This is a genomic window from Rhodococcus sp. PvR044 (assembly GCF_040548995.1).
GTDB lineage: Bacteria > Actinomycetota > Actinomycetes > Mycobacteriales > Mycobacteriaceae > Rhodococcus_G > Rhodococcus_G oryzae.
Genome location: NZ_JBEPSX010000003.1, coordinates 385,366 through 408,106 on the forward strand (window position 1 = coordinate 385,366; position 22,741 = coordinate 408,106).

General features: G+C 70.2%; 21 protein-coding genes. 11 read left to right on the forward strand and 10 right to left on the reverse strand.

Annotation, left to right across the window (positions count from 1 at the left end; genetic code table 11):
• Positions 1-16 precede the first annotated feature (16 nt).
• On the forward strand, positions 17-595 hold the full coding sequence (locus tag ABIC28_RS10435; protein WP_097212982.1) for a TetR/AcrR family transcriptional regulator: 579 nt from the start codon (positions 17-19) through the stop codon (positions 593-595).
• A 39-nt stretch (positions 596-634) separates the two neighbouring features.
• Here the strand turns inward: ABIC28_RS10435 and ABIC28_RS10440 are convergent, their stop codons facing one another.
• Positions 635-2,071 carry an amidase gene (locus tag ABIC28_RS10440; protein WP_354578724.1) on the reverse strand — a complete coding sequence of 479 codons (1,437 nt, stop codon included), beginning with the start codon at positions 2,069-2,071 and terminating at the stop codon, positions 635-637.
• A gap of 124 nt (positions 2,072-2,195) precedes the next feature.
• Here ABIC28_RS10440 and ABIC28_RS10445 point away from each other — a divergent pair, with 124 nt between their 5' ends.
• On the forward strand, positions 2,196-3,161 hold the full coding sequence (locus tag ABIC28_RS10445) for a helix-turn-helix transcriptional regulator (RefSeq protein ID WP_354578726.1): 966 nt from the start codon (positions 2,196-2,198) through the stop codon (positions 3,159-3,161).
• Here ABIC28_RS10445 and uraD read toward each other — a convergent pair.
• A complete protein-coding gene (uraD, locus tag ABIC28_RS10450; RefSeq protein ID WP_354578728.1) occupies positions 3,155-3,676 on the reverse strand; it encodes a 2-oxo-4-hydroxy-4-carboxy-5-ureidoimidazoline decarboxylase in 522 nt (173 codons plus the stop codon). The genes ABIC28_RS10445 and uraD overlap by 7 nt on opposite strands.
• Positions 3,677-3,802: 126 nt before the next feature.
• Here uraD and ABIC28_RS10455 point away from each other — a divergent pair, with 126 nt between their 5' ends.
• The 3 genes from ABIC28_RS10455 to ABIC28_RS10465 all read left to right on the forward strand — a co-directional run bounded on the left by ABIC28_RS10455 (position 3,803) and on the right by ABIC28_RS10465 (position 7,001).
• Complete coding sequence (locus tag ABIC28_RS10455; RefSeq protein WP_097212895.1) at positions 3,803-4,630, forward strand: crotonase/enoyl-CoA hydratase family protein; 828 nt, start codon at positions 3,803-3,805, stop codon at positions 4,628-4,630.
• A gap of 119 nt (positions 4,631-4,749) precedes the next feature.
• Positions 4,750-5,307, forward strand: coding sequence for a MarR family winged helix-turn-helix transcriptional regulator (locus tag ABIC28_RS10460; protein ID WP_269589504.1), 558 nt, complete (start codon positions 4,750-4,752; stop codon positions 5,305-5,307).
• Positions 5,304-7,001, forward strand: a complete 1,698-nt coding sequence (locus ABIC28_RS10465; protein ID WP_354578731.1) for an MDR family MFS transporter — start codon at positions 5,304-5,306, stop codon at positions 6,999-7,001. The genes ABIC28_RS10460 and ABIC28_RS10465 overlap by 4 nt, the downstream gene beginning before the upstream one ends.
• Positions 7,002-7,061: 60 nt before the next feature.
• Here the strand turns inward: ABIC28_RS10465 and lexA are convergent, their stop codons facing one another.
• Positions 7,062-7,715 carry a transcriptional repressor LexA gene (gene lexA, locus ABIC28_RS10470; RefSeq protein WP_097212899.1) on the reverse strand — a complete coding sequence of 218 codons (654 nt, stop codon included), beginning with the start codon at positions 7,713-7,715 and terminating at the stop codon, positions 7,062-7,064.
• Between the two features lie 108 nt (positions 7,716-7,823).
• The gene (locus ABIC28_RS10475) at positions 7,824-8,315 is read right to left on the reverse strand and encodes an inorganic diphosphatase (protein WP_031939457.1); all 492 of its coding nucleotides are present in this window, start codon (positions 8,313-8,315) and stop codon (positions 7,824-7,826) included.
• A gap of 117 nt (positions 8,316-8,432) precedes the next feature.
• Between ABIC28_RS10475 and dacB the strand changes: the two genes are divergently transcribed.
• Genes dacB through ABIC28_RS10500 form a run of 5 tightly spaced genes read left to right on the forward strand, consistent with a single transcriptional unit; the run spans position 8,433 to position 13,880 of the window.
• Entirely contained in the window at positions 8,433-9,851 is a 1,419-nt protein-coding gene (dacB, locus tag ABIC28_RS10480) for a D-alanyl-D-alanine carboxypeptidase/D-alanyl-D-alanine endopeptidase (RefSeq protein WP_502945005.1), read from the forward strand.
• Complete coding sequence (locus ABIC28_RS10485) at positions 9,836-10,912, forward strand: zinc-dependent metalloprotease (RefSeq protein ID WP_502945007.1); 1,077 nt, start codon at positions 9,836-9,838, stop codon at positions 10,910-10,912. The genes dacB and ABIC28_RS10485 overlap by 16 nt, the downstream gene beginning before the upstream one ends.
• Positions 10,909-11,922, forward strand: a complete 1,014-nt coding sequence (tilS, locus tag ABIC28_RS10490; RefSeq protein WP_097212902.1) for a tRNA lysidine(34) synthetase TilS — start codon at positions 10,909-10,911, stop codon at positions 11,920-11,922. The genes ABIC28_RS10485 and tilS overlap by 4 nt, the downstream gene beginning before the upstream one ends.
• Positions 11,923-11,973: 51 nt before the next feature.
• Positions 11,974-12,528 (forward strand): hypoxanthine phosphoribosyltransferase, encoded by a 555-nt coding sequence (gene hpt / locus ABIC28_RS10495; RefSeq protein ID WP_097212903.1) that lies wholly within the window; start codon positions 11,974-11,976, stop codon positions 12,526-12,528.
• A 17-nt stretch (positions 12,529-12,545) separates the two neighbouring features.
• On the forward strand, positions 12,546-13,880 hold the full coding sequence (locus ABIC28_RS10500; RefSeq protein WP_354578735.1) for an amidase: 1,335 nt from the start codon (positions 12,546-12,548) through the stop codon (positions 13,878-13,880).
• A 10-nt stretch (positions 13,881-13,890) separates the two neighbouring features.
• Here the strand turns inward: ABIC28_RS10500 and ABIC28_RS10505 are convergent, their stop codons facing one another.
• The 6 genes from ABIC28_RS10505 to ABIC28_RS10530 form a co-directional block, all read right to left on the reverse strand.
• On the reverse strand, positions 13,891-14,334 hold the full coding sequence (locus ABIC28_RS10505) for a hypothetical protein (protein ID WP_354578737.1): 444 nt from the start codon (positions 14,332-14,334) through the stop codon (positions 13,891-13,893).
• A gap of 33 nt (positions 14,335-14,367) precedes the next feature.
• Positions 14,368-14,904, reverse strand: coding sequence for a DUF2231 domain-containing protein (locus ABIC28_RS10510; protein ID WP_354578739.1), 537 nt, complete (start codon positions 14,902-14,904; stop codon positions 14,368-14,370).
• Between the two features lie 113 nt (positions 14,905-15,017).
• Positions 15,018-17,318 carry a serine/threonine-protein kinase gene (locus ABIC28_RS10515; protein ID WP_502945006.1) on the reverse strand — a complete coding sequence of 767 codons (2,301 nt, stop codon included), beginning with the start codon at positions 17,316-17,318 and terminating at the stop codon, positions 15,018-15,020.
• A gap of 59 nt (positions 17,319-17,377) precedes the next feature.
• A complete protein-coding gene (locus ABIC28_RS10520) occupies positions 17,378-19,351 on the reverse strand; it encodes a serine/threonine-protein kinase (RefSeq protein WP_354578741.1) in 1,974 nt (657 codons plus the stop codon).
• Positions 19,351-20,139 carry an ABC transporter permease gene (locus ABIC28_RS10525; RefSeq protein WP_097212985.1) on the reverse strand — a complete coding sequence of 263 codons (789 nt, stop codon included), beginning with the start codon at positions 20,137-20,139 and terminating at the stop codon, positions 19,351-19,353. The genes ABIC28_RS10520 and ABIC28_RS10525 overlap by 1 nt, the downstream gene beginning before the upstream one ends.
• Before the next feature lie 11 nt (positions 20,140-20,150).
• Positions 20,151-21,167 carry an ATP-binding cassette domain-containing protein gene (locus ABIC28_RS10530; protein ID WP_354578743.1) on the reverse strand — a complete coding sequence of 339 codons (1,017 nt, stop codon included), beginning with the start codon at positions 21,165-21,167 and terminating at the stop codon, positions 20,151-20,153.
• 202 nt (positions 21,168-21,369) lie between these two features.
• Between ABIC28_RS10530 and ABIC28_RS10535 the strand changes: the two genes are divergently transcribed.
• Positions 21,370-22,737 (forward strand): amidase, encoded by a 1,368-nt coding sequence (locus ABIC28_RS10535; protein ID WP_354578745.1) that lies wholly within the window; start codon positions 21,370-21,372, stop codon positions 22,735-22,737.
• Positions 22,738-22,741 lie beyond the last annotated feature (4 nt).

Here is a 22,741-nt window from a genome sequence, read left to right on the forward strand (position 1 = left end):
GCCGGGACGCGACGTGGTGCGCCAACGGCTGATCGACGCGGCCGCCGAGGAGTTCGTCGAGAACGGCTTCGCCGCGGCCACGCTGGCGGACATCGCCCGCAGGGCGGGGTTCACCAAGGGCGCGGTGTACTCGAACTTCGAGTCCAAGCAGGACCTGTTCGCGGAGCTGTTCGCGCAACGGTCCCTCGAGCTGGCCGGGCGGGTGCTCGCCGAGATCGCGGGGCTCAGTCCGACCGCCGCCGCGGGGCGGGGCGGCGAGACGATCAGCTCCTGGCTGGTCTCCGACCCCGGCTGGGCGTTGCTCGTGCTCGAGTTCGGCCTGCAGGCCGCAAGGGACCCGAAGATCGCGCAGGCCTACCTGCGCGAGCGGCGGCACCTGCGCGGCCAGCTCGAGGAACTCATCGCCGAGCGGGCATCGGATTGGGGCGTCGGGCGGCGCCTCGACGCCCGCAACACCGCGATCACGCTGATGGCGCTGATCTCCGGGCTGATGCTCGAGCACGCGGTCGACCCCGAGCAGGTCGACCGGCGCGCTGTTCAGACGGCCGTGTCCGAGCTGTTCGCCGGGGCGATCGCGAGCGCCACCCGCGGTTGAGCCTGCCCCTCACGGGGTCACTCAACCGCGGTGGGGCGGTCAGTACACCGATACCGGCGGGCGCCGGCCGGCCCAGGGCATCGCCCGCTCGAGGTCGCCCGCCAGCGCCAGCAGCGTCCCCTCGTCGCCGTACCGGCCGACGAACTGCATGCCGATCGGCCAGCCCTGCGTCGACTGGGCGAGCGGGAGCGAGATGGCGGGGTGCCCGGTCGCGTTGAACAGCGCCGTGAACGAGGCGTACTCGAAGATCCGGTCGTACCAGCCGCGTGCGTCCAGCGCGGGGTCGTCGGCGTCGAGGCGGCCGAGCGGGATGGTCGGTCGGCTCGTCGTGGGCGTCAGCAGAACATCGAACCCGGTGAGGAACCGTGCGACCTCTCGCGTCACGGTGTTGAACACCCGCTCGGCGGCGTAGATGTCGAAGGCGGACAGCGCCTTTCCATGCTCCACGCACGCGAGGGTGGTCGCCTCGAGGTGTTCCCGTCCGGGGGTCAGGCCCAGCTGAGCCGCGGCACCCGTCACGGCATCGCCGAGGAAGCTGCACCAGGCGTCGAGGTTTGCGCGGTCGAACGCCACGGAGTCGATCGACGGCGCGGCCTCGTGCACCTCGTGGCCCAGCTCCGACAACTGCTGCGCGACCATCTGGACCGCGGCCACACTCTCCGGGTCCACCGCGCGGTCCGGGTCGGCGGGGCTCGTGGTGAAGGCGATCCGGAGCCGCCGAGATCCGGTCCGCGCCAGCTCGGCGAAGGGCCGTTCCGGTGCGGGGAAGAGGTAGCGGTCGCCCGGCTCGGAGCCGTGCACGGCGTCGAACAGCGCTGCGCAGTCGCGCACGCTCCTGGTGATCGCGAACTCGACGCCGAGACCCATGAGTGGATCGGCGAAGTCCGGCCCCGCGGTGATCCGACCCCGGCTCGGTTTGAGGCCGACGGCCCCGCAGGCCGCTGCCGGGATCCGGATCGACCCGCCGCCGTCGTTGGCGTGCGCCATCGGCAGTGCGCCCGCGGCGACCAGCGCGGCCGAACCTCCGCTGGAGCCGCCCGCGCTACGGGTGAGATCCCACGGATTGCGGGTCGGCCCGCCGTAGGCCAGCGCCTCCGTGGTGGCGTTGAAGCCGAACTCGGGCGAGGTGGTCGTCGCCATCGTGGCCAGGCCGGCCCGGCGGAAGCGGGCCATCAAGTGGGTGTCGTACGGATAGACGACACCCGGGCCGAACAACCTGCTGCCGCTGCGGGCCGGGACGCCCGCCGCATGCACGATGAGGTCCTTGATCGCGAACGGAACTCCCGCGAAGACCCCCGTCTCGTCGAAGCCGAGCGGGGCCTCGTACCGCTCGCCGGCGATCGCGGACAACTGCGGATCGATCTTGTCGAGCGCCTGTCCTGCGGCCGCCGCGACCTCTGCCGCGCTGACCTGCCGGTCGCGGATCAGGGCCGCAAGGCCCGTCGCGTCCTGTGCCGCGTATTCACCGATGTCCATACGGTCCTCCTCGTGGTGGTGTGGGTTCCGCGGACGGTATGGCGTGCCGGCGTTCTCGGCCTCCGTCGTTTTGCGGAGGCGTGAATCGCGGTGGGCGCGGCCGGGGGCGGGGCATACTCCTGCCATGAGTGCGTCGTCCGCGCGTGAGCGTCTGGGAGCCGCCGTGCGTCTGCGCGCGGAGGTCGGCGCGGGCGCGCGGGCTCCGGAGGCGGGCCGGTTGCTGTTCGCATTGCGCGCCGCGGTCCCGCACGATCACGCGGCGCTCTCCCGTTGGGACCCGATGCGGCGGCAGCACCTGACGTCGGCCAGCTTCGGCTATTCGCCGAAGGCGGCCAGGACACTGAACCAGCGGATGCAGGATCTGCCCCTGTTCGCCGATCTGCAGCAGCACCGGATCCCGCTGCGGCTGCACGACATCGAGCCCGGCCGCAGGCATGGGGCGATCTTCGACGATGTCATCGGGGTGCACGGATACCGGGACGGGCTCAGCCATTGCCTGTTCTCCCCGGACGGGCGGTACGTGGGGATGCTGAACCTGAGCACCTACGCGGAGGACGGCGTGGACGACCAGTCGCTCGCGCTGGTCTCCCTGCTGGCGGAGACGCTGGCGGAGTCCATCGATCCGCTGGCAAGCGCAGAGGGCGGCCGGGTTCGCGTCGAGCCCGGCGAGGAGGCCTTCGTGGTGGACGCCGCGGGTCGGCCGTGGCCGGTCACCGCGGGCGCCTCGCCGCGTCTGCTCGGCGCGGGGGAGCCGTGGCGGGATCAGTGCGCGGCCGGCGCGGAGTTCCGGATCCTGATCGTCGACGGGGAGGTGTTCCGGGTGCGCCTGGAGTCGGTCCGGGCGGGCACCCTGGTCCGGTACCGCGGCGTCGAGGCCCCCGCCGAGTTGACCCTTCGCGAGCTGGAGGTGCTGGTACTCGTCTCGGGCGGGCGATCGAATGCCCAGATCGCCGCCGCCCTCGGCGTCGGCGCCGCCACCGTGGCGACCCACGTCGAGAACATCCTGCGAAAGACCGGCTCGCCGAATCGGACGGCGGCGGCCGTGTTCGCGACGAGGGTCGGGCTGAGCGCGGTGCCCGCGCGTCAGTAGTCGAGGTAGCCGCCCTCCGGACCGAGCATCCGCTCGATCCGGCTCCGGTTGATCTTCGCGAGCTCACCGAGCATGGTCTTCTGCTCGGCGTCGGGGGAGTTGTCCAGCCGGTGGGCCAGGTCGTCGAGCAGGTCCGTCGCCTCGCGACCGGCGGCACACCACAGGTAGACGTGGCCGAATTTCTCCTCGTAGCGCGCCGTCGCCTCCAGTACCGCGGACATGGTGGCCTCGTCGGGCGCCCAGACCGCGCACTGCTCCTGGCTCGAGGCCGTGGTCTGGGCCCGGCGGCCGATGCCGGGGTGACACTCCAGCGCCCGGTCGATGTCCGCCTCGGACAGCTCGAACAGCTCGGAGTCCGCCGCGGTGAGCAGCTCGCGGTGCGATCCGTACGGCCTGCCCTCCGCGACATGCCTGGCCCAGGTCGCCGAGCAGCAGCACTCGAACAGCGCGTGCACCGCGCCCCGCTCGGACAGCGCGTTGAACCTGTCGAGTCCGATCCCCTGATGCATCAACATGGCATCTCCGATCTCGCCCGGCTCCTGAAAGCCGATTCTGCGCTTCAGTCTGACCCCGGAAAAGACCCCGCGGGTGGAGTTTGCGCAGCCTTAACGTGCGCCGCCGGGGATTGTTACTCTTGAGTAATGACCGAGCAGACCTGGAATGCCTTCACCGTCGAGCGCAAGGACCGCGTCGCGCAGGTGACCCTCATCGGGCCCGGCAAGGGCAACGCGCAGGGTCCCGATTTCTGGCGCGAGCTGCCGCTGATCTTCGCCGAGCTGGACGCCGACCCCGAGGTGCGGGCCGTGGTCCTCGCCGGAGCCGGCAAGCACTTCTCCTTCGGCCTCGACCTCGCGGCGATGGCCCCGATGATGGCGCCGGTCCTCGGCGACAAGGCACAGGCCGCACCGCGGACCGCCTTCCACGAGGACATCAAGCAGATGCAGCGCTCGATCAACGCCGTGGCCGACTGCCGCAAGCCGGTCGTCGCGGCCATCCAGGGCTGGTGCATCGGTGGCGCCGTCGACCTCGTCACCGCGGCCGACATCCGTTACGCGAGCGCGGACGCGAAGTTCAGCATCCGCGAGGTGAAGGTCGCGATCGTCGCGGACATGGGCACCCTCGCCCGGCTGCCCGCGATCATCGGCGACGGCCACCTGCGTGAGCTCGCGCTCACCGGCAAGGACATCGACGCGGCGCGGGCCGAGAAGATCGGCCTGGTCAACGACGTGTTCGCCGATGCCGACGCTGTCCTGGCGGCCGCACACGTCACCGCCGCCGAGATCGCCGCGAACCCGCCGCTGGTGGTGCACGGCATCAAGGACGTGCTCGATCACCGCCGTTCGGCGGGCGTGGACGACAGCCTGCGGTACGTGGCGGCCTGGAATGCGGCATTCCTCGCCTCCGAGGACATCGGCGAGGCCATGGCCGCGGTGTTCCAGAAGCGCACCCCGGACTTCCAGGGTCGCTGACCTCCCTCCCCTCCGTTTGTGGGAACCCTCGTCCGGCCGAACCGGACGGGGGTTCTCGTCATTTGTCGCTTGCCCAACGGCGTGGCCCCGTCACATACTTGCGGCCAGAAACTAGTTGAGTGACGCAAGCATTGGGGCGCGGGATGCGAGACGAGATCGAGCCATACGCCGACGAGATCGGCAATTTCCTGGTTCGGCTGCAGCGGGTGCGGGAGCGGACCATCGCCCACGCGAAGTCCACCGACGGGATCGACCCGGCGGCCTATGGCTGCCTGTTCCGCCTGCTCAAGGACGGCCCGATGCGGTCGGGCGCGCTCGCGGAATCGATGTACACCGACCCGTCGACCGTCAGTCGCCAGGTGGCGCAGCTCGTCGAACGCGGGCACGTGCAGCGCCAGGCCGACCCCACAGACGGCAGGGCCAGCGTGCTCGCCGTCACCGAGTCAGGACGGGCCGCCGCGGGCCGGATCCGCGCCCTGCGCAACGAGCGGCTCGGGATGATGCTCGACGAATGGTCCATCGAGGACCTGCAGGACTTCGCGCGCCTGATGGACCGGTTCGTGACGGACTACGAGCGGATGCGCCCGCTGTTCTCGCCCGAGCGGAGCCTGCGGAGCGAGAGTGTCGCCGAGCGGAGCCTGCGGAGCGACTCTGATGCGGAGCGGGGTGTCCGATGACCAAATCGCCCGAACACACCGCCCCCGCCCCCGCACCTGCCGCCGGGGAGTTCAGCCATCGCGAGATCCTGGTCATCCTGAGCGGACTGATGCTTGGCATGTTCCTGGCCTCGCTCGACCAGACCATCGTCTCGACGGCGATCCGGACGATCGCCGACGACCTGCAGGGTTACGCGCTGCAGGCCTGGGTGACCACCGCATACCTGATCACCGCCACGCTCTCCACCCCGCTGTACGGCAAGTTGTCCGACATGTACGGCCGAAAGCCGTTCTTCATGGCCGCGATCGTCATCTTCGTGCTCGGCTCGCTGCTGTGCACCCTCGCCCAGTCGATGTACGCGCTGGCCGCGTTCCGCGCCTTCCAGGGCCTCGGCGCGGGCGGGTTGATGTCGTTGGCGCTCGCCATCCTCGGCGACATCGTCGGTCCGCGCGAACGCGCCAAGTATCAGGGTTACTTCCTCGCGGTCTTCGGCACGTCCAGCGTGCTGGGGCCGGTGCTCGGCGGCCTGCTGGCCGGCCAGGAGACCATCCTCGGAATCGACGGCTGGCGTTGGGTTTTCCTGGTCAACGTCCCGATCGGCGTGTTCGCGCTGGCGGTCGTCTCGAAGGTGCTGCACCTGCCGAAGGTCCGCCGTCCCGGGGTGCGGATCGACTGGTGGGGCGCGCTCGTCCTCGCGATCGGCATCGTCCCGCTGCTGGTGGTCGCCGAGCAGGGACGCGAATGGGGCTGGGGCAGTAACCTTTCGATCGCCTGCTACGTCATCGGCGTGCTCGGCGTGCTCGGGTTCATCTTCGTGGAACGCGGGATGCGCGACGCCGCACTGATCCCGCTGCGGATGTTCCGCAACTCCACCTTCGCGATGGGCGTGGTCATCTCGATCGTCGTCGGGGCCGCGATGTTCGGTGGCATCACGTTGCTGCCGCAGTACCTGCAGGTGGTCCGCGGGTCGAGCCCCACGTTGGCGGGCATGCAGATGCTGCCGATGGTGCTCGGACTCATGGCGGGCTCGATCATCTCGGGTCAGCGGATCTCCAAGACGGGGCACTACCGGGCCTACCCGCTGATCGGCGCCTCGCTGCTCACCCTCGGTATGTTCCTGCTGCACTTCGTGCACGCGGATTCGCCGCTGCCGCTGGTCATGGTCTTCATGGCGATCACCGGCTTCGGTCTGGGCAACCTGATGCAGCCGTTGACGTTGGCGATCCAGAACGCGCTGCCCCCGCAGGACATGGGGGTGTCGACGGCGGCCGCGACCTTCTTCCGCCAGATCGGCGGCACCCTCGGCGTCGCGGTGTTCCTGTCGATCCTGTTCACGCAGCTGACCCCCAACATCAGCGACGAGCTGCGTTCGGCCGCCAAGGATCCGGCCTTCCAGCAGGCGGTCGTGGACGGGCTGCACAGCGCCAACCCTGCCGATGTCGCGCTGTCGACCGGGTTGGCGAGCCAGGACGTCACCTCGGCCGGTCGGGTCCTCGAGGACAGCTCGATCATCCAGCAGCTCAGCCCGGTGCTGGCCCAGCCGTTCAAGGTCGGGTTCTCCGAGTCGATGTCGACGGTGTTCCTGTCCGTGACCGGCGTGGCGTTGGTCGGACTGGTGCTGGTCTTCTTCTGGAAGGAGGTCCCGCTGCGCACGGCAGGGGGACTGGCGGCCTCGGCGGCCGCCCGCAAGGAGAACGGCGACGGCGAGGAATAGGCCGAAACGTGCATGAGTGGTCTCGCCCGGCTGCCGGGCGAGACCACTGAAGTGCGTCGTTCAGACTCGGCGCATCACCGAGACGACCTTGCCCAGCACCACGGCTTCGTCGCCGTCGAGGACCTGGTAGGCAGGGTTACGCGGTTCGAGATAGGTGTGCCCGTTCCGGCGCCGGTACACCTTGACGGTGGCCTCGCCGTCGATCATCGCGGCGACGATCTGGCCCGAATGTGCCTCGTGCTGTTGCCGAACCATCACGATGTCGCCGTCGAGGATCGCGGCGTCGACCATCGAATCGCCGCGCACGCGCAGGCCGAACACCGTGCCGGATCCGACCAGTTCGCGCGGCACGGTCAGCATGTCGTCGGCGTGCTGCTCGGCGAGGATCGGGGTGCCTGCCGCGATGTCACCGACCACGGGCACCTGCACCGAGTCCTTCGCCGATTCCCGCGTCGTCGATCCCCGGAGGAACAGGCGCACGTCGATCGGCCGCGACACCGAGTCGCCGCGCCGCAGAAAGCCGTTCTCCTCCAGGCTCTTCAGGTGCTTCGACACCGTCGATGGGGACCGCAGGCCCACCGCGTCCCCGATCTGCCGGGTGCTGGGCGAATACCCCTTCTCGACCACGAAGTCCCGGATGACGGCCAGAATCCGCTGCTGGCGGGGCGGCAGCGCCGAGGTGTCGAGGTGGTCGAGATCGTCGTATCCGTTCACCTCGGGAATCCTAGTGAAGGCCTACGACGAGAAAAGTGTGGGATCCCGCCCGGAAACCGGGTGGGATCCCACACTTTCGGTGATTCAGTGGTCCAGAGGACCCTCAGCTCAGTGGCCGCCGTTGGCCTTCAGCCGCTCGACGGCCTCGGTGATGACCTTTTCGGCCTCCGCGCGGCCGACCCAGTCGGCGCCGGTGACGTGCTTGTTCGGCTCGAGGTCCTTGTAGTGCACGAAGAAGTGCTTGATCGCGTCCAGCTCGAACTGCGAGACGTCGGCGAGATCCTGGATGTGATCCCAGCGCGGGTCGCCGGCGGGCACGCACAGCACCTTGTCGTCGCCGCCGGCCTCGTCGACCATCTTGAACATGCCGACGGGGCGGGCCTCGACGATCACGCCGGGGAAGACCGACTCGGGCAGCAGCACCATCGCGTCGAGCGGGTCGCCGTCCTCGCCGAGGGTGTTCTCGATGTAGCCGTAGTCGGCGGGGTAGCCGAAGGAGGTGTAGAGGTAGCGGTCCAGCTTGACGCGGCCGGTCTCGTGATCGACCTCGTACTTGTTGCGCTGACCCTTGGGGATCTCGATGGTGACGTCGAACTCCACGCCTCTTCCTCGCTTTGTCTCGGTGGATGGTGCGGGGTCAGGGTAGCCCGTCCGGGATAATGTGGAGGCAATAGACGGACCTGCGGCGCAGCGGCGGGCCGGAAAACAAACGGAGGGGTGTTGGCAAAGCTCGGATCCAAGGACCGGAAGCTGGGGTCCTTGGCGGCGCGACGGCGCAAGCGGGTCCGGCTCCTCCTGTCCGCGGGGCTGGTCCTCGTCGTTGGCGCGGGCGCGGCGGTGTTCGCCGGCCAGCGATTCGACGGCGACTCCTCCGCCGACGCGGCGACCACCACCATGCCGGAGCCGCCGCCGATCCTGCCCGACCCCAAGGTCGCGCCGGTGCCGACGGATGCCCCGGTCCCAGATCCCGCCGCCCTCGCCGCCGCTCTCGGTGCCGCGTTGGCCGACCCCGGTCTCGGCAACTTCACCGGCGCCGTGTCCGACGCGGCGACCGGCACCGTGCTCTGGAGCCAGCGTCCCGAGGTTCCGATGACCCCGGCGTCGACGACCAAGATCGCCACCGCGACGGCGGCGTTGCTCGCGCTGCCCCCGGAGCACCGGGTGGCCACCAGGGTGGTGCAGGGCGCCGTGCCCGGCCAGATCGTGTTGATCGGTGGCGGCGATCCCACCCTCACCGCGCAGCCGGCGGGCCAGCCCGGCTTCTACCCGGGCGCGCCGCGCGTGGAGGATCTGGCCGCCCAGATCCGGGGCGCCGGGGCCCCGGTGGACAGCATCGTGGTGGACACGAGCGCCTACGCCGGGCCGACCATGGCGCAGGGCTGGTTCCCCGCGGACATCGGAGCCGGCTACATCGCGCCCATCGAGTCGCTGATGCTCGACGGAGGGCGACTCAACCCGCTCGAGGACGAGTCGCCCCGCACCGCGACCGCGTCCCTGGACACGGGCCGCGCGCTGGCCGCCGCACTCGGCGTCGACCCCGCCAAGGTCACCCCCGGGATCGCGCCGCCGGGCGCGGCGCCGCTGGCGTCCGTCGAATCCGCCGCCCTGCGTGACCGACTCGGCCAGATGATGGGCCACTCGGACAACGTGCTCGCCGAGGCCATCGGCAGGGAGATCGCCATCGCGGTCGGGACAGAACCCTCGTTCGCGGGCGCGGTCACCGCGATCGGCCAGACCCTCGACTCCGCGGGCATCGACACCAACGGGATGACGCTGCACGACGCCAGCGGGCTCTCCGTGGACAACCGCATCCCGGCGCGGCTGCTGGACCAGGCGCTCACCGACGCCGCGGGCGACGCCGACCAGCGGCTGCGGCCGATGCTGGACTACCTGCCGGTGGCCGGGGCCACCGGGACACTGTCCGACCGCTACGCCTCGGGCGATCGACGCGGCGCCGGATGGGTCAGGGCCAAGACCGGGACGCTGTCCAACGCGAGCGCGCTCGTCGGCTACGTCACCGACGTCGACAACCGGGTACTGACCTTCGCGCTGATGTCCAATGACCGACCGCCGGAGGTCAGTCGCCCCGCTCTCGACGCCATCGCGTCTGCCCTGCGATCCTGCGGGTGCCTGTGAGCCGCGAGGCGGCGAACTCTCCACGATCCGGCGGATTCGCCGGCGTCGTCGACTGGGACCTGGCTTCCCGAACCGGGGTGCGGCTGACCAAGCCCGGCCCGAGTACCACCAGATACTCCGCGGAAGCGGCGGTCGCGGAGCTGTCCGCGGCCTCGATCCGTGCGGAGGGACCGGTCAGGGACGTCACCGGGCTGGCCGACGGGCTGCCCGTCCCGGAGGCGCAGGTCGTGGACCGGGCCGGCTGGGTCCGCGCCGCGGCCCGATCGATGGCCAACCTCACCGGGGACGACGCGGTCACCGACCGCGGCCTGCTCGGCGGTGTGCCAGCCGGGTTGCAGGCGGGTGCGATGCTCGCGTTCCTGTCCTCGGCGATCCTCGGCCAGTACGACCCCTTCACCGGCGAGCACGGCACGCTGCTGCTGGTGGCGCCCAACGTGGTCAGCGTCGAGCGGGCGTTGAAGGTGGTGCCGAGCGACTTCCGGATGTGGGTGTGCCTGCACGAGGTCACCCATCGGGTCCAGTTCTCCTCCTCGCCCTGGCTGGCCGGATACATGCGGGACAACGTCGGTGCGATCGGCGAGGGCGGCGACGAGTCCGTCGCCGAGTTGCTCGGCAGGCTCACCACGGTGCTCCGCCAGCGCAGGGGCGACGATGCCGCGCCCGAGGACCGCGGGGTGCTCGGGCTGCTGCGCGCCACCCAGGCGGAGTCGCAGCGGGCCGCCCTCGACCGGTTGCTGATGCTCGGCACGCTGCTGGAGGGGCACGCAGACCACGTGATGGATGCGGTCGGGCCCGCAGTCGTCCCGTCGGTGGTGGCGATCCGGCGGGCGTTCGACCGCCGCCGCGCCCGGCAGGTGAACCCGCTGCAACGACTGGTCCGCGCGCTGCTCGGGATGGACGCCAAGATGGCCCAGTACGTGCGGGGCAAGGCCTTCGTCGACGCCGTCGTCGGCCGGGTCGGGATGGCCGAGTTCAATGCGATCTGGACCGGACCCGACACCCTGCCGCTGCTCGCCGAGATCGACGACCCCGAGAGCTGGATCGCCCGGGTCCTGGCATGAGCCGGCCGCCGTTGCCCGAGGGACCGGCGTTGCTGGAGGTGCGGCACGCCGTCCGGCGCTGGGTCGCCGCGCACGGTGCCGGCACGGGTGTCGCGGTGGCCCTGTCCGGTGGGGCCGACTCGCTGGCGCTGACCGCTGCCGCGGTCGCCGAGGCCGGGCCGGTGCATGCCCTCGTGGTCGACCACCGGCTGCAGGAGGGCTCGGCGGCGGTGGCCGAGCAGGCCGCCGCCCGCGCCCTGGCACTCGGCTGTGCATCGGCGCGGGTGCTGACGGTGAGCGTCGACCGCGACGGCGGGCTGGAGGCCGCCGCCCGCCGCGCCAGGTACGAGGCGCTCGGCGCCGCACGGGCAGACCGGCCGGTCCTGCTCGGGCACACCCTCGACGATCAGGCGGAGACGGTCCTGCTCGGGCTGGCCCGAGGCTCGGGACCGCGCTCGCTCGCCGGCATGCGCGACTTCGACGCGCCATGGGGTCGGCCGCTGCTCATGGTGCGCCGCGGCGTCACGGCCAAGGCCTGCGAGGAGCTCGAGCTCGACCCGTACCGGGATCCGCACAACCGCAGTCCCGAGTTCACCCGGGTGCGGTTGCGCTCGGAGGCGCTGCCGCTGCTCGAACAGATCCTCGGCGGCGGTGTGGCGCAGGCGCTGGCCCGCACCGCCGACCAGCTGCGCGAGGACGGCGAGGTGCTCGATGCGATCGCGGTCCGGGTGCTCGCCGACGCCGGGTCGGGCGGGGTCGACACCGCCGATGCGGTGGGCGGGCTCGACGTGGCCGAGCTGGTCGACATCCACCCGGCGGTGCGGCGCAGGGTGCTGCGTCTGTGGCTGCTCGGGAACGGCGCCAGGGACCTGACCGACCGGCAGCTGCGGGCCGCGGACGACCTGATCGGGCGGTGGCGCGGGCAGGGCGGCGTCGCGATCGGCGGGGGTCGCCCGGGAGCCAGGTTGGTGCTGTCGCGGCGGCATGGCAGGCTAACGCTCGGGCTGACAGCGATCGGCCCGGACCGGTGAATGAACAGTTCCGTCCATGACCAGGTCAGTCGAAATGAAGGGATTCGCGCCGTGTACGAAGGCGACATCGCATCGGTGTTGATTTCCGAGGAACAGATCCAGGACAAGATCGCCGAATTGGCCGGGATCATCGCCGAGCGCTATCCGGTCGGCGCACCCGAGGGCGACCTGCTGCTGGTCGGCGTCCTCAAGGGCGCGGTCTTCTTCATGACCGACCTGGCGCGGGCCCTGCCGATCCCGACCCAGATGGAGTTCATGGCGGTGAGCTCCTACGGCTCGTCGACCTCCTCCTCCGGTGTCGTCCGGATCCTCAAGGACCTGGACAAGGACATCGCGGGACGGCACGTGCTGATCGTCGAGGACATCATCGACTCCGGTCTCACGCTTTCCTGGCTGATGCGCAACCTGCGCACCCGCAACCCCGCCTCGCTCGAGGTGGTCACCCTGCTCCGCAAGCCGGACGCCATCAAGGTGGACGTGGAGGTCGCGAACGTCGGCTTCGACATCCCCGACGAGTTCGTCGTCGGCTACGGCCTCGACTACGCCGAGCGGTACCGCGACCTGCCGTACATCGGAACGCTCGAACCCACGGTCTACGGCGGCTGACAGGCCATACTCGTGGCATGTCCACGGATCTGACCGCTGCTGCCATTGCCGCGCAGGTGCGCTCCGGCGCGCTGACCCCCCGCGACGCCGTTCATGCGGCCCTGGCCCGGATCGCCGAGCGGGATCCGGGGCTGGGCGCGTTCGTCACGGTCCGCGCCGAGCAGGCCCTGGCCGAGGCCGACGCGGTCGGAGAGCGCTCCGACCTCGCCGCGCTGCCGCTTGCGGGTGTCCCGATCGCGGTCAAGGACAACGTCCCGGTGGCGGGGCATCCCCTGGGCAACGGCTCGAGGGCGAGTTCCCGCGAGCCCTCGCCCGCGGACCATCCGGTGGTCGCGCGCCTACGTGCGGCCGGCGCGGTCGTTGTCGGTCTCACATCGGTGCCGGAGCTGTGCCTGTGGGGGAGCACCGACACCCCGGACACCGTCACCAGGAACCCGTGGAACCCCGGCCGGACGACCGGCGGTTCCTCCGGCGGTTCGGCGGCCGCGGTCGCGGCAGGCATGGTTCCCGCGGCGCACGGGGCGGACGGGATGGGCTCGATCCGGATCCCCGCCGCCTGCTGCGGGCTGGTCGGCATCAAGCCCGGCCTCGGCGTGGTGCCAGCCGAATTGGGGGTCGACTCCTGGTTCGGGATGGCGGAGAACGGCCCGCTGGCCACGACGGTCGAGGACACCGCGCTCATGCTGTCGGTGATGGCGGACCGCCCTGAGTTGGCGACCGTTGCCGAGCCCGGTCCGCTGCGGATCGCGGTGGCAACCGGTTCGCCGCTGCCGCTGGTGCGGGTCGATCCGTACTGGCGGGCGGGCGCGGAGAGCGCGGCCGCGGTGCTGGGCGGGGCAGGCCACCACCTCGCGACGGCCCGGCTGCCCTATCCGGTGAACCCGCTGGTGATCTTGGCGCGCTGGATGGGGGGCGCCGCGACCGACGCGGCCGGACTCGATCCGGCGTTGCTGCAGCCGCGGACCCGCAGGCACGTCGCCGTCGGACGCGTGCTGACCCGATTCGTCGACCCCGCGCAGGTGCGGAAGGTGGACACCGCGTTGCGCCGGGTCTTCGCCGACTCCGACGTGGTGATCACCCCGACGCTTGCCCGGTCCCCGATCGAGGCGCTGCGCTGGAGCGAGAAGACCTGGCTGTCCAACCTCGCGGCCAACATCCGCTATGCCCCGTTCCCGTCGCTGTGGAACCTGGTCGGCTGGCCCGCGGCGAGCGTGCCGGTGGGGATCCATCCCGAGTCGGGCACCCCGCTTGGCGTGCAGATCGCGGCCCCGCCCGGCGGGGAGGCGCTGATCCTGTCGGTGGCGGCGCAGCTGGAGCGCCTGCGGCCGTGGGGGCGTACGGCGCCGAGCTGACGGCGCGGCGTCAGCCCACGCCGAGGGCCGTCAGCAGCACCAGGACGACGGTGACGACAGCGAAGGTCCCGTGGCCGGCGACGGCGGCCACCGGGAAGTGTGTCTCCGGCGCGCCGTTCGGGGCCGAGCCCGGCGCCGAAGCCCCGCCGTTCCCCGCGCTCGCCCCGGCCGCGCGGTAGACGGGGATCCAGCGGATCAGCATCGTGAAACCGAGGAGCGCAACCGGGAGCAGCAGCACGAAGGCTGTCCACGCGAGGGCGTCCTCGTCGACGACGAGATACACGATCCAGACGACCAACCCGATCACGGCAAGAAGGAAGTGCCCGAAGATCACGGCGGGCGGGAAATGGCTCGTCCGTGGTTGCCGCACACCGCCTTTGGCGATCCAGGTCGCGAGTAGGTAGAAGCCGCCTGCGGCCGTCAGTAGCCAGGTCACGAGAGCTGCGATACCCATGTCATCTCCTAGGCAGGGGTGGACGGATCGGGTCTATGGGTGCCGGTCGAGTCGGGGACGGTGCTCGAATGCGTCGGCCTGGGTCGCTTCGTCCGCGACCCGCACTCCGTCGCGGAAGACGAGCCGGCCGCCGAGATAGCCCGCGGCGGCCAACCCGGCCAGCGACACCGCGGAGAGCGCGAGCTGGCCGATGTCCACCGCGTCCGGGGTTCCGTAGTCGGCGTGGCGCCACACGAAGTTCACCGCATACGAGGCGGTGACCGCGAGGTTCAGCGACATGTGCGTCACACCGGTTCGGAATGCCGGGGTCCCCGTGGGGATGGCCATCAGGTCGAGGAATCCGATCGTCGCCGCGGCCAGCGCGCCGAGCACGCCGATCGCGATGAGCCACAGCGACCCCTTGGTCAGGAAGCCCGGATCCCCGACGATTCGGGAAGAGACGTCGAACACCAGGCTGCTGACCCACGCACCGATCGGCACCGTCACCAGGATCGGGTGGAAAGGATGCCCGTACGGCCCCGCGAGTACCGCGCTCACCGGGCGCTTTCCGTGATCTGCTTGCTCAGACATGCATTCACCGACCCACTGGTCTGCAAGTTCACCTATCAGCCTGTTCCTCGCTGACCCGTCGGTCAAGACGCGAGGCCGAGGGAATCTCGGCTACGACCTCACGGCTGCGCCGGTCATGTGGACCGGGTCGCCGGCTCGTGCGAGACGACCCGCTCCAGCGCGCGCAGGTCCTTCTCCAACTGCCGGAACAGCCAGTACACGACGATGAAGGCGGCGATGGCCCCGACACACAGCACCCGGACGGCCACGATCACGGACGTGATCTCGTCGGAGGACAGGAAGGTCACACCGGCCACCCCGACCAGCGGCACCGAGGCGGCCAGCGCCAGGTAACGGACGCTGCGCCTGCTGAGCCCGCGCAGTTTGCGGGCGTCGTCGCTGCTGGTGATCCCCTGCGGCAGCATCATCGGATAGATGCACCGCATCAGGTAGAAGGTCACCAGGAAGAACGGGTACGCGACCGCGATCGCCCCGCACACGATCAGCGAGCCGATGAAATGTATGTAGGCGTCCCGCGGTATCTCACCCGCGACGGCCTGCAGGGAGATCGGATACGCGATTCCGGCCACCGACCACATCCCGAAGACGACGAGCACGGTCCGGTCGGCCAGCAGCAGGGTGTCGCTTCGAGCCTTCGCCAGCGTCTGTTTGTCATACGTCCGGCCTTTGCGCAGCCCACGCGGCATCCGCATCGGATAGCGGCTCAGGTACAGCACCACCACGATGCCGATCGGGAACGCGATGCTGTTGATCACGGTCTGGACCTGCTCGAACTTCTGCTGGGCCTCCAGTGACAGGTTGCTGACGATCAGCGATTTGTTGTGGTGGTAGTTGTAGACGCTCGCCAGCACGTTCGGGACCAGCACCGCCAGCACGGTGATCGGGACCACCAGGCGTCGCAGCCGCATCCGCCAGCTCCGCGGATCGGGGTCGACGAGGTCCCGGGCCCGCGGGTCCAGACACAGTTCGAACTGCTGGGCCAGCTCCGCACCCGTCGACCACCGGCGGCTCGGGTCCGGTGCGAGGCAGGTCAGCAGCACCCGCTTCATGGCGGCGGGGCAGTCGGAGGGCAGCTGGGCCTGCGCCTCCGCGTCGACGCCGCGCTCGCGGACCGCCAGCATCCGTTCCAGCGACTTCTCCGACTGGCCGCCCGCCTCGGAGTCGTCGAAGGGGCGCGTGCCCGTGAGCAACTCCCACAGCATCACCCCGAGCCCGAAGATGTCGCTGCGGGTGTCGAGGTCGCTCGCCGTGCCCGGCAGGCCCGGATGGCAGGCCTCGAGTTGTTCGGGCGACATGTAGGCCAGGGACCCGCCGAAATACGCGACGGGGCTCGTGCCGGCCACGGTGTCGCTGAAGCTGATGTTGAAGTCGGCGAGCTTCGGCACCCCGTCGGCGGTGAGCAGCACGTTCGCCGGTTTGATGTCGCGGTGCAGCACGCCGTGTTTGCCCGCGTAGTCCAGTGCCTCCGCCAGTCGGCGGCCCAGCCACGCGACGGTCTCCGGCCAGCTCAGGGATGCGATCTCGGGCCGGACGCTGGAATCGGCAGGCCGGATCTCGCCCTTGGCCTCGAGCGCATCGTCGATCACGTCCAACAGGAGCTGTCCGCTGCGGTCCTCGGGCGGTGTCGCCTGGACCCGCCGCAGCACCCCGAGCAGGGTGCCCCCGGGCACGTACTGCATGTAGAGCAGTTTCAGCTTGTGTTCGTCGAGGACCCGCTGGTCGAAGACCCGGACGATGTAGTCGTGGTCCAGCTGGGCCAGGGTCTGCGGTTCGGTGCCGTGGTCGTGGGACATCTTCACCGCGACCAGGCGTTGCATCGAGAGTTGGCGGGCGAGGAAGACCCGGGCGAACGCGCCCCGTCCCAGACCCATCAACAGGTCGAAGTCGTCCACCCGCTGGCCGACGTCGATGTCGTCGAGCGCCGTCTCCGCGGCGGGCTTCGCGATCAGCGTGGACTTCTCGTCGCCGGGAATCGGCGATTGCTCGATCACGTGGGACTCCTCCGGAAAGTCCCGCGAGTAGTCGCTGGCCTCCACGGTGAGCCCGCTCTGGCGCCGCAGGCGGAACTCCTCATCGATCAGCTCGGGCGGCAGCGGCTCGGACTTCAGCTCGGGGAACTCCTCGCGATAGGCGGCGAGTCTCTTGGGCTTGTCGTAATCGAGCCATCGGTATCGTAGGTCGACCCTGATCAGTTCGATCAACGAGCCGCGCCGCTGGTCCGCCCGCTCGTTGGGGAGGTAGTCCGCGAGATTCGGGGGAGTGCCGGTCGTCTCCCACTGGGCCGTGAAACGGGCGACCGGGGACTGCGCCGCGACCGTCGAGTCCAGCGATGACTGCGCCGCGACCGTCGAGTCCGGCGAGGGTTGCGCCGCGACCGTAGGGTCCGGTGCTGGTCGAATGGTCCGTTTCGTCACGAAAACCTCGGACTGTCTCGTGCGCCTGCGGCGCTCGATGTCGTGAGGGAAGCCCCTCGTCAGGATAGCGCCGCTGGGGTGTGAGCGCGGAGGCTCAATGCGGGACCGGGTTCGCCCGACACCACTCGTTCGAGTGCGTGCAGGTCCTGCTCGAGCTGCCGGAACATCCAGTAGGCCCCGACGAACGCGACGATCGCTCCCAGGCAGAGCACCCGGATCGGCACGACGACCGCCCCCAGCTCGTCGACGGGCAGGAACGTCGCCCCGGCGATCCCCACCAACGGGATGGAGGCGGCGACGGCCAGGTAGCGGGTACTGCGCCGCTCCAGCCCTCGCAGCAGCCCGGCGTCGATGCCGCTGATGATGCCCGGCGGCAGCAGCACCGGGTACACGCAGCGCACGACGTAGAAGGTCACCAGGAAGAACGGGTAGGCCACCGCGATGGCGCCGCACACCACGGTAGAGGCGAGGAAGTGCAGGTACGCCCCCGGCTGGATCGATCCGCCGGCGACGTGCAGCAGGATCAGGTTGACGGCGGTCGCGACCCACCAGGCCGCGAAGAAGAGGACCACCACCCGGTCGCCGAGCAGCAGGGCGTCGGTCCGGGCCCGGCCGAGGGTCCTGGCGTCGAAGACGTGGCCGCGCGCCAACGCCCGCGACACCCGGATGGGGCGCCTGCACAGGGAGGCCAGCAGCACCGCCATCAGCGGGAAGGTGATCACGGTGATGACCAGCTGGATCTGCCCGAAATGGTCCTGCGCCGCCAGGGACAGCTTGCTGACGATCAGCGTGCGGTTGTGCGTGTAGTTGTAGAGGCCGGCCAAAGCGTTGGGCACAAGGATCCCGGCCACGATGATCGGTACCGCCCACGGGCGCAGCCGCAGCCGCCAGCTGCCGGGCGGCGGATCGACCAGGTCGCGGGCTTGCGGATCCAGGCACAGCTCGAATTGCTGGGCCAGATCCGCGCCCGTCGGCCAGCGGTCCCGCGGGTCGGGTTCGAGGCAGGTCAGCAGTACGCGGCGCAGGGTGGCCGGGCAGTCGGGCGGCAGCTCGGCCTGGATCTGCGGGTCGATCCGATGTCTGCGCAGATCCAGCATGGTGCCGAGCGAGGCGTCCGACTCGTCGGCGTCGATCGCGTCGCGGAAGGGCCGTTTGCCGGTCAGCAGCTCCCACAGCATGACGCCGAGCGCGAAGATGTCGCTGCGGGTGTCGAGGTCGGCGGCGGTCCCGGGCTTGTTCGGGTGCCGCGCAGCCAGTTGCTCCGGCGACATGTAGGCCAGCGAGCCGCCGAAGTACGCGACCGGACTCATGCCGTCGAGGCGGTTGCTGAAGCTGATGTTGAAATCCGTGAGTTTGGGGACACCCTCCGCGGTGAGCAGCACGTTCGCCGGCTTGATGTCGCGGTGGATCACGCCGTGCCTGCTCGCGTGGTCGAGCGCCTCGGCGAGGCGCCTGCCCAGCCAGGCGATCGTCTCCGGCCAGGACAGGGCGGCGATCTCGGCCCGCACGCTGGAGTCGGTCGGCCTGATCTCGCCCTTGGCCTCGAGCTCGCTGTCGATCGCGTCGAGCAGCACCTGGCCACCTCGTGGCTCCTGCGGGGCCTTCCGGATCCGGCGCAACACGGCGAGCAGGGTGCCGCCGGGGACGTACTGCATGTAGAGCAGCTTCACCCCGAGGCCCTCGAGTTGGCGTTGGTCGAAGACCCGGACGATGTAGTCGTGGTCGAGCTGGGCCATCGTCTGCGGTTCGGTGCCGTGGTCTCGCGAGATCTTCACCGCGACCAGCCGGTGCATCGAGCGTTGCCGGGCGAGGAAGACCCGGGCGAACGCGCCGCGACCGAGCCTCATGAGCAGGTCGAAGTCGTCGATGCGTTGTCCGACGTCGACATCGATGTCGCCGACCGCCTCGCTCGGACCGAGCGACGATGAGCGTTCGTCGTCGATCCGTTCGGGGGACAGGATGCGCGGGTAGGAATCACCCGTCGAGTCCGCCGCGACCGTCGCCTCGGGCGTCGACCGAACGGTCGGGTCCATCAGCGACTGACCGCCTTCTTGTAGCGATGGATCGCGAACGGCACGAACACCACGAGAATCCCGACGATCCAGGCGAGGGAGGCCACCACCGGGTTCTGCAGGGGCCACACGTCCGGTACCACGAGTGCGGGGTTGGTGTTGCCGAACAGTTCGCGGACCGCCTGCGTCACCGCCGAGACGGGGTTCCACTCGGCGATGACCTTGAGCACCGGGGGCAGATTCGTGGTGGGGACGAAGGTGTTCGCGATGAACGAGAGCGGGAAGATCACCATGAAGCTGGCGTTGCTGTACACCTCCGGCGTGCGGATCCACAGCCCCACCACGGCCATCACCCAGGACAGGGCGTAGGCGAACAGCAGCAGCAGCACGTAGGCGGCCGCGGCCTCGAGCACGGAGGTGTGGATCCGCCAGCCCACCGCCAGTCCGGCCAGCGACATCACGACCAGGCTCACGACGTTGATCAACACGTCGCTGGTGGTGCGCCCGACGAGCACCGCGGACTGGGCCATCGGCAGCGACCGGAACCGGTCGATGAACCCCTTCTGGATGTCCTCGGCGAGCCCGAGCCCGGTCCAGGTGGCGCCGAAGATGACCGACTGGGTGAAGATGCCCGCGATCAGGAACTCCTTGTACGACATCCCCGGCACCTCGATGGAGCTGCCGAAGACGTACGCGAACAGCAACACGAACATGATCGGCGACAGCGTCGTGAAGATCAGCAGGTCCGGCACCCGCCTGATCTTGATGACGTTGCGCTTGGCGATCGTCGCCCCGTCGCGGACCGCCATCTCCAGCCCGTTCACGACGCACGCTCCCGATGCCGACCTTCGCTGCTCTGGTTGCCGACATCGGCCTTGTCGGCTCCGTTCCCGGCCTGCTCGGCCTGGTGGCCGGTCAGCGCGAGGAACACGTCGTCGAGGGTGGGTCTGCGCAGGGCGACGTCGGTGACCGTCACGTTCCGTCCCGCCAGGCTCCCAAGGGCGGCGACGAGGGCGCTGGACCCGTCGGCCACCGGAACGGTGATCCGGCGCGCGTGCTGATCCACCTGGATCTCACCGTCGGCCAGCGCGGTCAGTGCCGCCCGCGCGTCATCGAGGCTGGCGCCCGGGTCGAGGGCGAGCTCGATCCGCTCCCCGCCGACCTGGTCCTTGAGCTCGTCCGAGGTGCCTCTCGCGATCACCCTGCCGTGGTCGACCACGGCGATGGAGTCGGCAAGCCGGTCCGCCTCGTCCATGTACTGGCTGGTGAGCAGCAGTGTGGTGCCGCCAGAGACGAGTTCGTCGATGACGTCCCATAGGCCGAGTCGCGCCCTGGGATCGAGCCCGGTCGTCGGCTCGTCGAGGAACAGCACCGGCGGGTTCGCGACCAGCGCCCCGGCCAGGTCGAGGCGGCGGCGCATACCGCCGGAATACCCCTTGACCGGGCGGTCGGCGGCGTCAACGAGGTCGAACTGCTCGAGCAGCTCACGCGCCCGGTCCCTGCTGAACTTGGTGCCGAGGTGGTACAGGCGCCCGACCATCTCCAGGTTCTCGAAGCCGGTCAGGTACTCGTCCACCGCCGCGTACTGGCCGGATGCACCGATCCGGGAGCGAAGGTCCTTGGCGTCGGCGACCACGTCCAGTCCGTCGACGGTCGCGTGCCCCTCGTCGGGTTCGAGCAGTGTCGTGAACACGCGCACCGCCGTCGTCTTCCCGGCACCGTTCGGTCCGAGTAGCGCGAGGACGGTGGCCTCGGGTACCGCGAGGTCGAGCCCGTCGAGGGCGACCACCTTGCCGTACCGCTTGACCAGTCCCTCGGCCACGATTGCATCAGCCATGCCTACCTCCGCGTGACGTGGATGGTTGGGGCTTGCCCTGCAACGATCGCACTCCGGTCCGGTGGCAGCAACCGTTTTCGCTCCATACGCGGGTCTTGGGAACCTGCCATGGGGTGGTCGATCCCAACCCCTGGGTCCCTGGCGACGCGTGCCGTGAGGCCGGAGGATCGAGTGAACCAACCAGGTGAGGCGGTTATCGCGTATGTCCAACCCTTCGGTGGAGACCCTGTCCACCGGCGCCCGACTCGAATTCACCGCTGCCGCGATCGCGGCCGGGGTGCGCTCGGGTGCGCTGTCGCCGATCGACGCGGTCGAGGACGCGTTGAGGCGGATCTCAGAACGTGATCCCGAGCTGGACTCGTTCGTGATCGTGCGTGGCGAGCAGGCGCGTGCGGAGGCCGCGGCCCTCGCCGGGCGGCCGGACCTGTCGGCGTTGCCCTTGGCGGGCGTGCCCATCGCGATCAAGGACAACATCCCGATCCTGGGGCATCCGCTGGGGAACGGATCCGCGACCACCGTTGCGGAGGCCTCGACCGAGAACCATCCCGTGCTCGATCGGTTGCGCCGGGCGGGTGCGGTTCCGGTCGCCATGACCAGGCTGTCCGAACTGTGTGTGTGGCCGTCGACCGATTCGCACGATTCGATCGTCAAGAACCCGTGGAACCACGAGCTGACGGCGGGTGGGTCATCCGGCGGCGCGGGCGCCTCGGTGGCCGCGGGGATGGTGCCGGTGGCACACGGATCGGATTGTCTCGGCTCGATCCGGATCCCGGCCGCCGCCTGCGGGTTGGTGGGCATCAAACCCGGCAGCGGCCTTGTGCCTCGTGAGTTGGGTGAGAACTGGTTCGGGATGGCGGAGAACGGTCCGCTGACGACGACCGTCGAGGACTCCGCGTTGCTGTTGTCGGTGATGGCGGACCGCCCGGAGTTGGCGGAGCTCGCCGATCCGGGGCGGCTGCGCGTCGCGGTGGCAGCAGGCTCGCCGAGCCCGCTGACGCCGGTGGACCGGCACTGGCGGGCCGGGGCAGAGCGCACCGCACAGGTGCTCGGCGAGACCGGGCACACGGTCACGCCCGCCAGACTGCCGTACCCGAGGAGCCCGATTCCGTTGGTGTCGCGCTGGACTGCGGGCACGGCCGCCTACGCCGAGGGGCTCGACCACACGTTGCTGCAAGCGCGAACCCGGACGCACATCGCGGTCGGGCACGCCATGCGCAGGCTCGTCCGGGCTCGGCAGGTGGACAAGATGGAGGCCGCGATGTGGGCGTTCTTCGCGGATTTCGACGTGGTGCTGACCCCGACGCTGGCCAGGCCGCCGATGGCGGCGCACGGCTGGAGCGATCGGTCCTGGCCGTCGAACGTCATGGCGGCCGTGCGTTTCGCGCCGTTCACCCCGGTCTGGAACCTGATCGGCTGGCCGGCCGTGACCGTGCCGATGGGAATGCACCCCGAGTCCGGCACCCCGCTGGGTGTGCAGATCGCGGCGCCGCCGGGCGGGGAGGCGCGGATCCTCGCGCTGGCCGCGCAGCTGCAGGCGCTGCAGCCCTGGCCGCGGGTCGCGGCCGTGTGAGAGC

Bases quoted from the DNA above. Each gene is read 5' to 3' on its own strand.
- uraD (WP_354578728.1), bottom strand. From the start codon at position 3,676: ATGTTGATGCATCAGGGGATCGGACTCGACAGGTTCAACGCGCTGTCC.
- tilS (WP_097212902.1), top strand. From the start codon at position 10,909: ATGAGCCGGCCGCCGTTGCCCGAGGGACCGGCGTTGCTGGAGGTGCGG.
- ABIC28_RS10465 (WP_354578731.1), top strand. From the start codon at position 5,304: ATGACCAAATCGCCCGAACACACCGCCCCCGCCCCCGCACCTGCCGCC.
- ABIC28_RS10505 (WP_354578737.1), bottom strand. From the start codon at position 14,334: ATGGGTATCGCAGCTCTCGTGACCTGGCTACTGACGGCCGCAGGCGGC.
- ABIC28_RS10525 (WP_097212985.1), bottom strand. From the start codon at position 20,139: ATGGCGGTCCGCGACGGGGCGACGATCGCCAAGCGCAACGTCATCAAG.
- ABIC28_RS10445 (WP_354578726.1), top strand. From the start codon at position 2,196: ATGAGTGCGTCGTCCGCGCGTGAGCGTCTGGGAGCCGCCGTGCGTCTG.
- ABIC28_RS10520 (WP_354578741.1), bottom strand. From the start codon at position 19,351: ATGGACCCGACCGTTCGGTCGACGCCCGAGGCGACGGTCGCGGCGGAC.
- ABIC28_RS10535 (WP_354578745.1), top strand. From the start codon at position 21,370: ATGTCCAACCCTTCGGTGGAGACCCTGTCCACCGGCGCCCGACTCGAA.
- ABIC28_RS10455 (WP_097212895.1), top strand. From the start codon at position 3,803: ATGACCGAGCAGACCTGGAATGCCTTCACCGTCGAGCGCAAGGACCGC.
- ABIC28_RS10440 (WP_354578724.1), bottom strand. From the start codon at position 2,071: ATGGACATCGGTGAATACGCGGCACAGGACGCGACGGGCCTTGCGGCC.
- ABIC28_RS10500 (WP_354578735.1), top strand. From the start codon at position 12,546: ATGTCCACGGATCTGACCGCTGCTGCCATTGCCGCGCAGGTGCGCTCC.
- ABIC28_RS10530 (WP_354578743.1), bottom strand. From the start codon at position 21,167: ATGGCTGATGCAATCGTGGCCGAGGGACTGGTCAAGCGGTACGGCAAG.
- ABIC28_RS10510 (WP_354578739.1), bottom strand. From the start codon at position 14,904: ATGTCTGAGCAAGCAGATCACGGAAAGCGCCCGGTGAGCGCGGTACTC.